At 70.2% G+C, this 13,293-nt stretch carries 13 protein-coding genes; 8 read left to right on the top strand and 5 right to left on the bottom strand.

Annotated elements, in window-relative coordinates; all coding sequences use genetic code 11:
- Window positions 1–2: 2 nt before the first annotated feature.
- From B0F77_RS19690 to B0F77_RS19675, 4 genes are all read right to left on the bottom strand, one after another.
- The gene (locus B0F77_RS19690) at window positions 3–674 is read right to left on the bottom strand and encodes a transporter substrate-binding domain-containing protein (RefSeq protein ID WP_086664456.1); all 672 of its coding nucleotides are present in this window, start codon (window positions 672–674) and stop codon (window positions 3–5) included.
- 27 nt (window positions 675–701) lie between these two features.
- On the bottom strand, window positions 702–2,078 hold the full coding sequence (locus B0F77_RS19685) for a helix-turn-helix transcriptional regulator (RefSeq protein WP_086664390.1): 1,377 nt from the start codon (window positions 2,076–2,078) through the stop codon (window positions 702–704).
- Between the two features lie 193 nt (window positions 2,079–2,271).
- A complete protein-coding gene (locus tag B0F77_RS19680; protein WP_143466826.1) occupies window positions 2,272–2,721 on the bottom strand; it encodes a hypothetical protein in 450 nt (149 codons plus the stop codon).
- The gene (locus B0F77_RS19675) at window positions 2,718–4,136 is read right to left on the bottom strand and encodes an Hsp70 family protein (RefSeq protein ID WP_158102768.1); all 1,419 of its coding nucleotides are present in this window, start codon (window positions 4,134–4,136) and stop codon (window positions 2,718–2,720) included. The genes B0F77_RS19680 and B0F77_RS19675 overlap by 4 nt, the downstream gene beginning before the upstream one ends.
- 234 nt (window positions 4,137–4,370) lie before the next feature.
- Here B0F77_RS19675 and B0F77_RS47990 point away from each other — a divergent pair, with 234 nt between their 5' ends.
- From B0F77_RS47990 to B0F77_RS19635, 8 genes are all read left to right on the top strand, one after another.
- The gene (locus tag B0F77_RS47990) at window positions 4,371–4,940 is read left to right on the top strand and encodes a hypothetical protein (protein WP_158102767.1); all 570 of its coding nucleotides are present in this window, start codon (window positions 4,371–4,373) and stop codon (window positions 4,938–4,940) included.
- Between the two features lie 51 nt (window positions 4,941–4,991).
- Window positions 4,992–5,531, top strand: a complete 540-nt coding sequence (locus B0F77_RS19665) for an IniB N-terminal domain-containing protein (protein WP_086664386.1) — start codon at window positions 4,992–4,994, stop codon at window positions 5,529–5,531.
- A gap of 4 nt (window positions 5,532–5,535) precedes the next feature.
- Window positions 5,536–7,299, top strand: a complete 1,764-nt coding sequence (locus B0F77_RS19660; RefSeq protein ID WP_211293884.1) for a dynamin family protein — start codon at window positions 5,536–5,538, stop codon at window positions 7,297–7,299.
- Entirely contained in the window at window positions 7,296–8,687 is a 1,392-nt protein-coding gene (locus tag B0F77_RS19655; protein WP_086664385.1) for a dynamin family protein, read from the top strand. The genes B0F77_RS19660 and B0F77_RS19655 overlap by 4 nt, the downstream gene beginning before the upstream one ends.
- A gap of 290 nt (window positions 8,688–8,977) precedes the next feature.
- The gene (locus B0F77_RS19650; RefSeq protein ID WP_086664384.1) at window positions 8,978–10,108 is read left to right on the top strand and encodes an HNH endonuclease signature motif containing protein; all 1,131 of its coding nucleotides are present in this window, start codon (window positions 8,978–8,980) and stop codon (window positions 10,106–10,108) included.
- Between the two features lie 385 nt (window positions 10,109–10,493).
- A complete protein-coding gene (locus B0F77_RS19640) occupies window positions 10,494–11,435 on the top strand; it encodes a cytochrome P450 (protein ID WP_245848409.1) in 942 nt (313 codons plus the stop codon).
- Between the two features lie 5 nt (window positions 11,436–11,440).
- Window positions 11,441–11,530: a hyalucidin A family RiPP precursor gene (locus tag B0F77_RS51080; protein ID WP_461299700.1), complete on the top strand. Its 90-nt coding sequence runs from the start codon at window positions 11,441–11,443 to the stop codon at window positions 11,528–11,530.
- A gap of 62 nt (window positions 11,531–11,592) precedes the next feature.
- Window positions 11,593–12,819, top strand: coding sequence for a cytochrome P450 (locus B0F77_RS19635; protein ID WP_086664382.1), 1,227 nt, complete (start codon window positions 11,593–11,595; stop codon window positions 12,817–12,819).
- Window positions 12,820–12,912: 93 nt separating this feature from the next.
- Here B0F77_RS19635 and B0F77_RS47985 read toward each other — a convergent pair whose 3' ends face one another.
- Window positions 12,913–13,272, bottom strand: a complete 360-nt coding sequence (locus tag B0F77_RS47985; protein ID WP_158102766.1) for a hypothetical protein — start codon at window positions 13,270–13,272, stop codon at window positions 12,913–12,915.
- Between the last annotated feature and the right edge of the window lie 21 nt (window positions 13,273–13,293).

The raw sequence follows: 13,293 nt of genomic DNA, 5'->3' as shown, positions 1-13,293 counted from the left end.
GATCAGCGTCCCAGGGAGCGGGCGATGAACCCGGTCTCCCGCAACTCGGTGATGACGTCGTTGAGGAACCGCACGGTCTCGGGCCGCCGGGACCTCGTCGTGCCGACGGCCTGCCGGATCTCCATGAAGCGTTCGTCGATCAGCCGCACATCGTCGTTGCCGGCCGCGAACGCGGTCATCGGCTCGCGGATCCCCGCCGCCACGTCGAGTTCCTGCTCGCGGAAGACCTCGACACCCTCGTCGCCGCGCACCACGACCGCGTGCCGCAACGTCCGCGTCAGGTACAGGTCGTACGCGGAGCCCTGCTTGACCCCGATCCGCACACCGGGCTGGTCGACGTCGCCGACCGTCGTGATCGCCGAGTCCGCCGGCACGGCGAACACGCCCTCGATCACCACGTACGGCTCGGTGAACGCGACCTCCGCCTCCCGCGCGGGTTCGATCGCGAGGAAGCAGATGTCGGCCAGTCCGGCCGTCATCGCCTCGAACGACTTGCGCGCCGCGTCGAAGCAGACGAGTTGCACCGGCAGGTCCAGCCGAGCGCCGATCTCCCGTGCGATGTCGACCGTGACGCCGGCAGGTTCGTCGGGCGTTCCCCGCGCCAGCACCGGATTTCCCAGGTTGATCGACGCCCGCAACACGCCCGTCGGTGCCAGGTCCTCGGCAACAGTCATGATCACCAGCCTACTGAGGGTGCTCCCTCACGCCAGTCGGGCGCGCAGCGACGCCATCAACTCGGACCGCCCGCTCACCGCCAGCTTCTGCCGGATCTTCGCCACGTGCTGCTCGACCGTCTTCGGCGAGATGTAGAGCCGCGCACCGATCTCCTTGTGCGTCAAGCCTTCCATCAGCAACTCGCCGACCGAACGTTCCCGCTTGGACAGCCCGTCGCCCGGCTTGTCGTGTTCGGTGCCGATGCGAGCCCGCAACGCACGCCCCGTGCTCAACAACTCACGCGCCGCTGCTGGATCGCTCAACCGCGCGGCCGCGGCACCGCACAACGCCATCGCGTCCCACGGCTGCCCCGCGCGTGCCAGCCGATCGGCGACCCCGGCCACCACGACGGGATCGACGTCACCGGCGAGGATCGACGCCCACATCCGTGCCGCCGAAGCCCGCGGCTCCACGGTCAGTTCCACCACCACCGACGTGTCACCGGCGACCACGGCCCGTTGCACGCGCCACCAGTTGTCCGTCTCCGTGCACCACCCGGCGTCGACCCGAGCGACCGCGGCGGTCATCGCGTCGACGATCGTGTCGCGTTCGAACGCGCTGCCCGCCCCTGCCGACAGTTCGCCCCACGCGTCCAGCAGCAACGGTTCCACGTCCACCCCGGCCACCACGGGCGCGACCCGGCGCCAGGTCGTCCGCAACGCGTCCTTGTCACCGGCCCGCCGAGCGAGCCCGATCGTGACGGCCGCGGCCAGCACCGCGTCCCGGCGCAACACCGGCGCGGTGCAGGCGGCGATCTCGGTGCGGGCGGCGGACAACCGCCCCGCTCGCAGGTGCAACCACGCCGTGAGCAACCGGCGGCGAGCCGTCGGACGGTCCGCGAACATCATCAGCAGTTCCTCGGCGCTCGCGTCGTGCCCACCCGCGATCAGCGCGGTGATCGCCAGGTCACCCCACTGCTCGGCGGCCATCGGGTCGGCGGGCACGGTGGCGGCCGCCAGCCCGGCCAGCCGGCGGGCAGCGGGAGCGAACCCGCCGCGCACCGCCTCCAGCGCCGCGTCCACGCCGTCGAGCAGCACCGTCAACCCCCGCGGCGCGGCACCGGAGAGCCGTGCCCGCGCGTCGGCGAGATCCCGGGCAGCCGAGTCCAGGTCGCCGGCCAGACACCCGGCCAGCGCGGCCCGTGCCGCCGCGGCGACACCAGGCGCGCCCGTCAACGAACCGGCGATGACGCGCCACCGTGCGGCGGCGTCGAACAGGGCACCATCGGCGGCGGCCGCGGCGGCGGCGACTCCGGCCGCCACGCAGTCCTGGTCCGTGCCCTCGGTGAGAATCCGGTCGGCGGTCTCGATCGCCGTCGCGGTGTCACCCTCCCGCCACGCCAACTCCGCTGCGGCCGCGGTCATCTTCGTCTCCCCGTGGAGCAGGTGTTCGAGTTGGGCAGAAACGCCGGCACGCCTGTGCTGGCCACGGCGGTCTGCGCGGAAAGGTCGGCACGCCCGCCGCGATCCCCGCCGGCGGCGGTGTCGGTGAGGCCAGGGCGCCGAGGACTCCCAGCACTGTCAGCAAGATCCGCCGCACCGGCCATCGCCATCGCGGTCATGACCGCCTCCCCGCGAACCACGCGTTCGCCTTGGGCAGGAACATCAGCACCCCAGCCCCGGCCGCCGCGATCCCCACCGCCAACGGCGTCTGCGAGACCACGACCCCGAGAACTCCCAGCACCGCCAACAAGATCCGCGCCCAGTTCCGCCCGCCGACGTAGGCCCGCAGCACCCCCAGCTGCACCAAGGCCACCAGCACGCCCGGCCCGAGCAGCACACCCAGCCCGGCGAGCACCACCTTGTCCTGTGTGGACTGATCGACTCCGCGTGCCGCCACCTCGGCCACCAGCGAGCCGCGCACGTCGCCGAACGCGACCGCGACCACCACCAGCTCCACGGCCACCACAACCAGCCACAACCACGCCGACACCGTCACCAGTCGCGGTCTCGGCGCCTTGACCAGCTGGAACTTCGTCTGCCCAGGTCTCGGGGGCAAGGCGGTCATGGCGCACCCACCTTGGTACCGGCCTTGCTGCTGGGCACCACCGGCGGGACGCTGACCGACTTGCTGACGCTCGGCGCCGAGCTCGACGGCCGCGTGACCGAAGTCGTCGTCGTGCGCTTCGTCGGCGGGGGAGGCGGTGGGGGAGCGACCGTCTTCTGAGGCTGGACCGGCGCGACGTAGGTGGTGGTCACCGGTGCCACGGTCGTCTCCGAGGACGTCGGCGCGGTCGTGGTGGGCGTCGTGTCCGGAGTGGCGTTGCCCGCGAAGTACGTGTTCATCGCGAGACCGCCGCCGACCGCCGCCGCGAGCACCGCGGCGGTGATGTACGGGGTCAGCTTCTTCCGCTTGTGCGGCAACGCGGGCGCGGGAGGCGAAGGCGGCCGCGACCACATGACGGTCGCCACCTCGGGCGCGGGTTCGCGGACGCGGGCCGACAGCGCGGCGCCGACCGCGACCATGCCCTCGGACGCGGGCGTCACCGAACGGCCGAGCAGCGCGGAGACTTCCTGTGTCACCAACGGGGTTCGGGCCGCGCCGCCGACCAGCAGGACGGCGGCGAGTTCGGCGGCGCTCACCCCGGCGTTCTGCAACGCCCGCAGCAGCGCGGACGTGGTCTCGGCCAGGGCGGGCCGGATCATCTCCTCGAACTCGGCCCGGGTCAGCCGCACCTCGCGGACCGAGATCCCCGGCACCGTAACGGGAATCCGCACCTCGGTGTCCGACGACAGCTGTTCCCTGGCGGCCGTGCAGGCCCGCCGGAGATCGGCAACGCCCGCCAGCACAACGGGATTCTCGGTGTCCAGCGAGTCCCACTCGACGAGCGACTCGACGACGTGCGCCAAGACCGCCTCGTCGAAGTCCAGACCGCCGACCTCGGCCTCCTCGGGACGGCCGGCCAGCGCGCAGGAGTCGGCGAGCTTGCGCACCACCACGGCCTCGAAACCGCCACCGCCGAGGTCGTACACGGCGACTACGGAACCCGGTTCGAGCCGGGCCCGCTCGTCGTATGCCACGACTGCGGCCTGCGGGGCGGGCACGAACAGCACGTCGGAAAGTCCGGCTCCCCGAAGGGATTCCAGGCGGTGCGGGCCCCAGGAGGCCGGGTGCGCGATGGCGACGCGGCCGTTGTGGGGCGCGAGCAGCTGCGTGACGAAACGCGCGGTGAGGACGTCGGCACTCAGCGCGACACCGCCCAGTCGCAACGGCGTCGGGTCGCCGACGCGGCGCAGGAACCGGCGGGCGACGCGGCTCGGGTCGGCGGACGCGCGGCGTTCCGCCTCCTCGCCGATGACCAAAGAGCCATCAGGATTTGCGATGACGACGGTCGGGGTCACCGACTCAAGCCTCGGTACCTCGCGGCACGTGGCGACTGCTGTGCGGGTGGATCCGAGATCCAGCCCGATCTGGTAGTTCATCGGACACCCCCTGTAGCGGCGGACAAGGCGGACGTCAGTACACGTGCGTCTCATATGGAGTGGTTCACCTTTTCCGAAATACAAGGGTGAATCCCCTATCGCTGCCCGGATCCCTGTGTGCGCGGTCGGTGACGAACCGGGAGGCGCCCAGATGGCAACGGGCTCCGAGCTCCCTAACTTTGTTGGCAGCCGGTCGAAACGTCGTCCGGCAGACCAGACACAAAGGAGCCCGACATGAGCAACCCCATCGACCTCAACGCCTTCCTCGCCGACCTGACCGCCGACCTGGACGCCGACGGCACCCAGGCGAGCGAGCAGCAGGTCCAGTCGGCTCAGGTCGCGCCGCAGACCTCCTCGCAGGAGGCGAAGCAGGACCAGGACACCACCACGGTCACGGAGACCGAGGGCGGCGACGGCGGCAACGGCGGCATCGCGGTGGCCGGTGACGGCGGCAGCGCGGACGGCGGCAACGGCCTCGGCATCGGGGGCGCCGGCGGCGACATCGACCAGGACGGTCTGGTCAACGTCAACTTCGGCAGCACCTCGGGCGGCAGCGGTGTCGGCCTCGGCGGCAACGGTGGCATCGCGGGCAACGGCGGCAACGCCGACGCCGGTGGCGGCAACGGTGGCGACGCGCGTTCCGACGTGGACGTGGACGCCGACCAGGACGCCGACCTCGACTCGGACCAGTTCTCGCAGCAGGACGCCGACCAGACCGCGGTCTCTGACCAGGACCAGGACTTCGACCTGGACGTCGACGCCGAGATCGAGAGCGTCCTCGAAGACCTCGACCTGCCCATCTGACGCTGACCGGCCCCGCCGCCTCGGGGCCGGTCTCCTCGGTGAGGAGACACCATGCTGGAAAAGCTCATCGACTTCCTGATGAACATGATGAAGGACCCGAAGGCCCAGCAGGCGTTCGACGAGAACCCGCAGAAGGAGCTGGCACGCAACGGCCTGTCCGGGGCGACCGACGCCGACATCCGGGACGCGAAGCTGATCATGGCCGACCGTCCGGTGCGGGAGGTGCACCACACCGAGGTCGTGCACGACCGTCCGGTCCAGCAGATCGACCAGACGTTCAACATCGACGACCGCGACACAGTGCTGATCGACGACTCGTTCAACTCCGACGACGACACGGAGGTCAACTCCGTCGCCATCCAGGACAACGACACCGAGACCAACGTCGTGCAGGTGAAGGACTCGTTCAACGACATCGACGTGGACAAGGACGCCGGCCGGCCCGACGCCGAGCCGCCCACGGAGGACGAGCCCGAACCGGCCGAGGAGCCGGCGCTGGAGCACCCGATCGAGCCGGAGCCCGTGCTGCTGGACGAGCCAGAGCCAGAGCTGGACCTCGAGCCCGACCCCGTCGACACGCTGGCGGGGTGATCCGGTGCCGACCACACCCCAGCAGGCCGTCGAGCTCGCGCTGGCCGCCATCAAGCGCTACGACCGCCCTGACCTGGAGCGACGACTGCACCAGGCGAAGGCCCGGTTGGCCGACGACCACGTGCGCCTGCTGGTCGTCGGCGAGTTCAAGCAAGGCAAGAGCATGCTGGTCAACGGCCTCGTCGGGGCACCGGTCTGCCCGGTGTCCGACGACGTCGCGACCGCCGTGCCGACCGTCGTGAAGCACGCGGAACAGCCGGTGGTGACCGTGGTGCGGGCCGAGGGCCGCACCGAGGTACCGCTGGAGGAGCTGCCGGCGTTCGCCTCGGAAGAGGGCAACCCCGGCAACCGCGAACGCCTGCTGCACGTCGAGGTCGGCCTCCCGCGGCCGTTGCTGGCCGAGGGGCTGGTGCTCGTCGACACCCCCGGTGTCGGCGGGCTCAGCTCGGTCCACGGCGCCGCCACGATGGCGGCGCTGCCGTCCGCCGACGCGGTGCTGCTCGTCTCCGACAGCTCGCAGGAGTACACGGCCCCGGAGCTGGAGTTCCTGAAGCAGGCCATGGCGGTGTGCCCGAACGTGGCCTGCGTGCTCACCAAGACCGACCTGTACCCGGACTGGCGTTCGATCGCCGAACGCGACCGGCGGCACCTGGCGGACGCGGGCATCAAGGCCGAGCTGTTCACCGTGTCGTCGACCTTGCGGTGGCACGCCCTGCAGGCCGGCGACCAGGACGTGAACGCCGAGTCCGGCTATCCGGCATTGGTGACCCACCTGCGCAAGAAGGTGCTGGCCCAGGCCGAGCTGCTGGCCCGGCGGTCGACGTTGCACGACGTGCTGACGGTGATCGGCCAGGTCGTCGACAGCCTGCGGGCCGAGCAGACCGCGCAGGAGAACCCGGAGTCGGTGCAGCAGCTGATCCGGGAGCTGACCGAGGCCGAGCAACGCGCGGCGGGCCTGAAGGAACGGTCCGCCCGCTGGCAGCAGACGCTGAGCGACGGCGTGGCCGACCTCAACGCCGACGTCGACTACGACCTGCGCGACCGAATGCGGGAGATCGTCCGCGAGGCGGAGGAGGCGTTGCTGGCGGGTGATCCGCAGAAGATCTGGGACCAGTTCTCGGTGTGGGCGCAGCAGGCCGTGACGTCCGCGGTGTCGGCGAACTCGGTCTGGGCGACCCAGCGGGCGCGCTGGCTGGCCAAGCGCGTCGCGGAGCACTTCGACTCGGAACGCGAGCAGATGCTGCCGGCGTTGCGCGTCGGCACCGCTGACCCGCTGCGGTCGGTGCCGGAGCTCTCGGTGCGCGAGTCGGACAAGTTCGGCATCGGCAGCCGCCTGCTCACCGGTCTGCGCGGTGGCTACGGCGGCCTGCTGATGTTCGGCCTGATCGGCTCGGTGATCGGCCTGACGCTGATCAACCCGATCTCGGTGGGCGCGGCGCTGTTGCTGGGCGGCAAGGGGATCGTGGACGAGCGCAAGCGGATCACCACGAAACGTCAGAACGACTGCAAGGTGGCGCTGCGCAAGTACGTGGACGACGTGTCGTTCCACGCGGGCAAGGACTCCCGCGACATGCTGCGCGGCCTGCAACGCGATCTTCGGGACCACTTCACGACCTTGGCCGAGCAGCTGAAGCGGTCGCTGCAGGAGTCGATTCAGGCGGCGCAGAAGTCCGTGAAGGCCTCGCAGGGCGACCGTGACGCCCGGCTGACCGAGATCAAGGCCGAACTGGCGGCGCTGGAGCGTGTGGTGAAGCAGGTGACGGCATGATCACCGACGAGGTGCGGCGGGCGCTGCTGGCGGCAATCGACCTGTATCCGCAGGCGCGGGAAGTGCTGCGGCGCCAACTGGTCCGGCTCGACGAGCCGTTGCGGGTGGCCATCGCCGGCAAGGTCAAGGCGGGCAAGTCGACGTTGCTCAACGCCCTGGTCGGCGAGGAGATCGCGCCGACCGACGCCGGCGAGTGCACGAAGGTCGTCACCTGGTACCGCGACGGCCCGACGCCCCGCATCGTCCAGTTCCCCCCGGGAAAGTCGCTGCCGGTGGTCCGCCGCGACGGCGCGCTGGAGATCGCGCTGGACGGTCCCGCCGACCGGCTCGTGGTCGACTGGCCCTCGCAGTCGCTGCGGTCCACCACGTTGATCGACACTCCGGGCATCGCCTCGCTGACCACCGCCAACTCGGTGCACACCAGCCGTTTCCTCACCCCGGACGACTCGACGCCCACCGAGGCCGACGCGGTCATCTACCTGATGCGGCACCTGCACTCGGCCGACGCGAACTTCCTGGAGTCGTTCCGCGACCAGGGCGTCGCGCGGGCCACCGCGATCAACACCGTCGCGGTGATCTCCCGGGCCGACGAGATCGGTGGCGGCCGGGTGGACGCGATGATCTCCGCGCGGGGCATCGCCGGCCGCTACCGGTCGGACCCCTCGTTGCAGGGCCTGTGCCAGAACGTCGTGGCGGTCGCCGGCCTGCTGGCCTTCTCCGGGCGTTCGTTGCGGCAGAACGACTTCGTCGCGTTGTCGAGGCTGGCCGCGTTGCCGCGCGAGGAGCTGGAGTCGTTGCTGCTGTCCGCCGACCGGTTCGCGGACGGCTCGGTGGAACGGCGAGCGCTGCTGGGGCGGTTCGGGGTGTTCGGCATCCGGCTGGCGGTGACGTTGATCAGGCAGGGCGTGACCGAGCCGTCCGCGCTGGCCGCGGAACTGGTGGCGCGCAGCGGGTTGGGCGAGCTGCAGAAGGTGCTGCACACCCAGTTCAGCGAACGGCGGCACCTGCTCAAGGCCCGTTCGGCGTTGCTGGCGCTGGACGGCGTGCTGCGCTCGGTCGGCGACTCGCGGCTGACCGGCGCGGTCGAACGCATCCTGGCGGGTACGCACGAGTTCGCCGAGCTGCGGCTGCTGAGCGCGCTGCGGTCCGGCACGGTGAAGGTGCCCGACGCGGACCTGGCCACCCGGTTGCTGGGCGACGAGGGCGCACATCCGTTGGTGCGCTTGGGTTTGTCCGACGGATGTGGCCCCCGCGAGGTGGGGCAGGCCGCGTTCGCCGCGTTGCAACGCTGGCAGCGGCACGCCGAGAACCCGATGCTGACCAGGCGTGCGGCCGACGCCTGCCGGGTGCTGGTCCGCACCTGCGAAGGCCTGCTGCCACGTCGGTAGTGCTGCGGTCGGGTCGATTCTCGGGCACGCCTTCGGCGACCCGGCACATGCCCTCCTTCGTCGGGCGTGTGCCGGAACGAATTTCTGTGGTTGCGTTGCTTTGGTGGTTGCGGGGCGTGGTCCATTTGCGTTGTTTGGGTTCCGGGGGCGTGCGTGGTTGCTAGTGGTTGCGTGTCGTAGAGAGAAAAACGACGCACGGGCTATACGGCGGCATGTCTGAACTGGGGTTTCACCCTATTGAGTGGTTGGATTTGGCCATTTTGGTTTTTGATCAAGAATAGAATTGGGGTATGGAAGCGGTCGAGGTTCTCGATGCCCTGGCTTATCACGAGAGGGAAATCGCCTATCATCAGGCGCAGTCGTTGCGTGTGCTCGCCGACTATGCGATCGCGTGTGAAGGCGAGGAGTTCTTCGACGCGGAGATCGCGGCCGCGATGCGGTGGACGTCGCGGTGGACCACCGATCAGATCGCCCTGGCGCTTGATCTTGCGTCGAAGTTGCCGCGGACGCTGGACGCGTTGGAGAAGGGCGAGATCGACCTCTACAAGGCTCGTGTCCTGCATGACAAGACCGGGCCGTTGTCCGCTGATCTCGCGGCCGAGGTGGAGGAGCGGGTGCTGGCCAAGGCGGCGGGGCAGACCGGTGCGCAGATGCGGCAGCTCACCAGCCGGGTGGTGATGCGGGTGGATCCGGAGGGGCACAAGGAGCGGGCCGAGGAGCGGAAGAAGCAGCGGTGCACCGGGATTGATGCCATGGAGGAGGACATGGCCCGGTTCTGGGCTTGTCTGCCCGCGCACCTCGCGACCGCCTGCTATGCCCGCGTGGACGCCATCGCCCGCCAGACCAAGACGCCTACCGATCCGCGCACGCTTGATCAGGTGCGTGCTGATGTGGTGGCCGACCTGATTCTGGCGACGCCGGACAAGTCCAGTGCGGTCAAGGTGGAGCTGTATGTCGCGGTGTCGGCGGCGACGTTGATGGGTGTGTCCGAGCAGCCTGGTGAACTCGCCGGGTACGGGCCGATCACCGCTGATCTGGCTCGTGAACTGGCCGGGGACTCCACGTGGCGTCGTCTTCTCACCGATCCGGCGACGGGTGAGGCGCTGGAGTTCGGCACCAGCACCTACCGCCCGCCCGCCGCGCTGCGCAGGTTCGTGTGGATGCGGGATCGGACCTGCCGCTTCCCCGGTTGCATGCGCCCGTCGCACAAGTCCGATCTCGACCACACGGTGCCATTTCCGCTGGGCTCTACCTCGGCCGACAACCTGGGTGCGTTCTGCCGCAGGCATCACCGCGTGAAGCGCCGCTCGGCCTGGCAGGTCAGCCAACCGAAGCCGGGACGGTTCTGCTTCCGCAGCCCAGCCGGGAACACCTACCGGCGCGACCCGGAACCGGTGCTGGGCGATCTGCCGCCCTTCTGACGTCAGGAATTCTCTCTGCTGGCCGGCGCGAATAGGAGGAGGGAATACTGCCGATACGCATCGCCCCAGCGCTGACCAGAGGAGCGGTCGGAGCCGTTCGGCTGCCGTCGTGACGGGGTATTGACATCCTCTTCGCGGGGGCGGTTAGCTGGACGTCTGTTTCCTTTCCCCGTTCGTTTTGTTCGAGGGGAGTGTCATGGCAGCGCTCAGTCCGGATGCTGAACCGCTTGCCGTACTGAGGAAACTCCGTCACGATCGCGGCTCGGTGTTCACCAGGCGCCGCGGTGAGATATTTGTTTCCGATCCGGTGCTCGCGAAAGAGATACTGGCGAACAGCGAAGGCCTTTTCGTCGAGCATTCCGATTTCTTCCGGATCAGGACGGGAATGTTCGCACCGCGATCCGCGCAGGTCGAAATAGGGCGGGCCGCACGGGTGTTGCTGCGGCGACACGCCCACGACCACGCGGACGAACTCCCCGAGCTCGTCGCCGGGCTGGCACCCGTCAGCGACTGGCCGGACGCGGGAAACCGTCTCGTGTACGAACACTTCCGGCCGGCGCTGATCGGTGCCACCCCCTCGGCCGCTTTGCGCGAGACCGTGGACCAGATCGTCGAACGGGCGGTGCTCGCCGGGGCGCGCGACCGGTACTCCCGGCTGGCCCGCCATCGGTTCCGCGCCAAGGTGACGCGGACGCTGTGCGCGGAGCTCGCCACTCGGCGGGCCCGTGGCCGCACCGAGCCGGCCGACCTGCTCGACGTCGTCGCACACGCGGCGAGCGGGCGCACGCGGGACGCCGACCTCGCCGAGGTGTTCCTCTCCTGCCTGTTCGCGGTCGCCGGCTCGGTCGGTTTCCTGCTCGGCTGGTCGCTCTACCTGGTGGGCACGACGAACCCCGAGCCGGCGCACCCGGCGTGGGTGGTGCGCGAGGCCTTGCGGCTGTGGCCGGTGGCGTGGCAGTTCGGCCGGATCCCGAGCCGGGAGCACCGGCTGGCCACGCTCACCGCGAAGCCGGCCGACGAGGTCGTCGTCTGCAGCTACCTCGTGCACCGGGATCCCGCGCACTGGACCGAGCCGGACGAGTTCCGCCCGGACCGTTGGGCCGCCGGGGCGGGGCAGGAGGCGTTCATCCCGTTCGGCTGGGGACCGCACGCCTGCACCGGAGCCGGTGTCGCGACGCAGGTGACGGAGACGCTGGTCGGGCTGATCACCTCGGCCTACCGGCTCGACGTCGTCGCCCCCACTGCCCGGCCCCAGGTCTCGGCGGCGCTCGCGCCCCCGCGGTTCCACCTGCGGCTGAACCCGTTGCCCTGGGCCGAGGGGAGGTGATCCCAGTGTCGAAGATCTTCCGCGCCGCGTTGTCCGCGCTGAACATCCGCAGGTCCGACCGCCAGTACCGGTGGTACCTGTACCACCACATCTGACCGACCGGCGGGGAGCGGGGGCGCACCCTGCCCGCTCCCCGCCCACGGCGACCGGAGTACCGATGGACACGGACGTGCTGCGCGACCTGCGCGGGCCGAGCGCGGCCGCGGGCGGGGTGTTCTGGCAGACCGAGCGCCAGCTCATGGTGTTCGACGCCGACGCGGCCGCCCAGGCCAACACCGACAACTACGCCGACCTCACGCTGCCGGACCGCCTGCGCGACCTCCTGTTGCGCCGGCCGAGCACCCCCGTCTCGTGGAAGCGCGTGCGGTCGGCCTGGATGGCCCAGCTGCGCACGCTTTCCGGTGAAGAAGGCCTGGCGGCACTGGATGCCCGGATGGACTCGCTGCTGCGCGCACGGACCGGTGAGTCGCTGAACCTGCCGTGGCTGGCGCACGAGATCAGCTTCCGTTCGTTGCTCCCGATCGTGCTGGACGGCCTGTCCCCGGCGGACAGCGCGAAGATCAGCGAGGACGCGATCGCGAAACTCGCCAGGCTGTTGGGCGAGGCCGCGGAGGACCCGCCGTGGTGGCGGTCCTGGCGCCCCGTGTCGATCCAGGTCAAGGCAGGCCTGGTGGTCCGCCGCGAACTGCGCCGCCGGTCCCGCGACCCGAACGCGGCGCGCGTCGACCTCACCCAGCCGATCGCCACGGAACTGTTGGCCGAACTCGGCATGGACCGCGCTGTGGACGCCGTCACCGCCGTGCTCACGGCGATCGCGGGCCCGCCGGGCGCGGCCGCGGCGTGCGTGATGTACGAGCTGGTCAACCGCCCCGACTGGGCGGACCGCCTCACCGCCGAGTTCACGTCGGTGAGCCCCGCCGAGCTGTACCGCTCCGGCACCCGGTCCGCACCGGTGGCGCACCGGTTCGTGAAGGAGGTGCTGCGCCGCTGGAGTTCCCCGACGATGCTGACCCGCAGCGTGCGCACCCCGCTGCGGGTCGCCGGCCACGACCTCGAGGTCGGCCAGCACTTCGTGCTCAGCCCCGCGATGGTGCACCTGGACCCGAGACACTGGCGCGATCCGGACGTGTTCGACCCCGACCGCTGGCTGCCCGGCGCACCCCACGGCCCGGCAGGCGGCCAGCACTACGTGCCGTTCGGCTGGGCGCCGACCGCCTGCGTGGGTGCGGGGCTGGGCCTGTGCCAGCTGGTGCTGTTGAGCCGTTTGCTGTGCACCACTTACCGGATCGAACTGCCGCGAGGGGCCACGCCGACGATGGCGACAGGCCCGGTTCCGCTGCCGCTGGGCTTCGACGGCCGAGTGTCCACACGGGACACCGGCTGACGGCGCTGCCCGAGGCCGGAGCCGTCGTCGTCGTCCCGGCAGGCGACGAGGTCGGTGCCATGGAGGGGCGAACGGCCGAGCGCGCCGATGGTCTCACCGGCGGTACTCCTCCTCAGGTCCTCCGAGCACGATGTATTTCGGGGAAGCTGTGGCCGAGGGGGCGATGTGGCGGATCTCTTCACCTCGTGGCGAGATCGTGTCGATACGAACAGCAGACGTGCTGTCGACGTGTACGCGCAGAAACTTCCCGACTTCCGCACGATGACGGACGATTCGGGAAAACGCGCCGCAATGCTCGATTTCCAGATGTTTCTCCGGAAGCGCACAGTCGCTCTGGTGACGGAGAACAAACCCTTTTCCGATGCCGATCTGACTCTTATCGCCCTGGCTGCGCGCAACCGTGCTGAAAACGGCCTCTCGCTGGCGTCCCAGCGGCATGCCCTGCTCATTCACACCTCCCTCACGCTGAAGGAG

The sequence above is a fragment of the Lentzea kentuckyensis genome, from assembly GCF_002150765.1.
GTDB lineage: Bacteria > Actinomycetota > Actinomycetes > Mycobacteriales > Pseudonocardiaceae > Lentzea > Lentzea kentuckyensis.
This window is presented reverse-complemented; position numbering and strand designations above follow the sequence as displayed.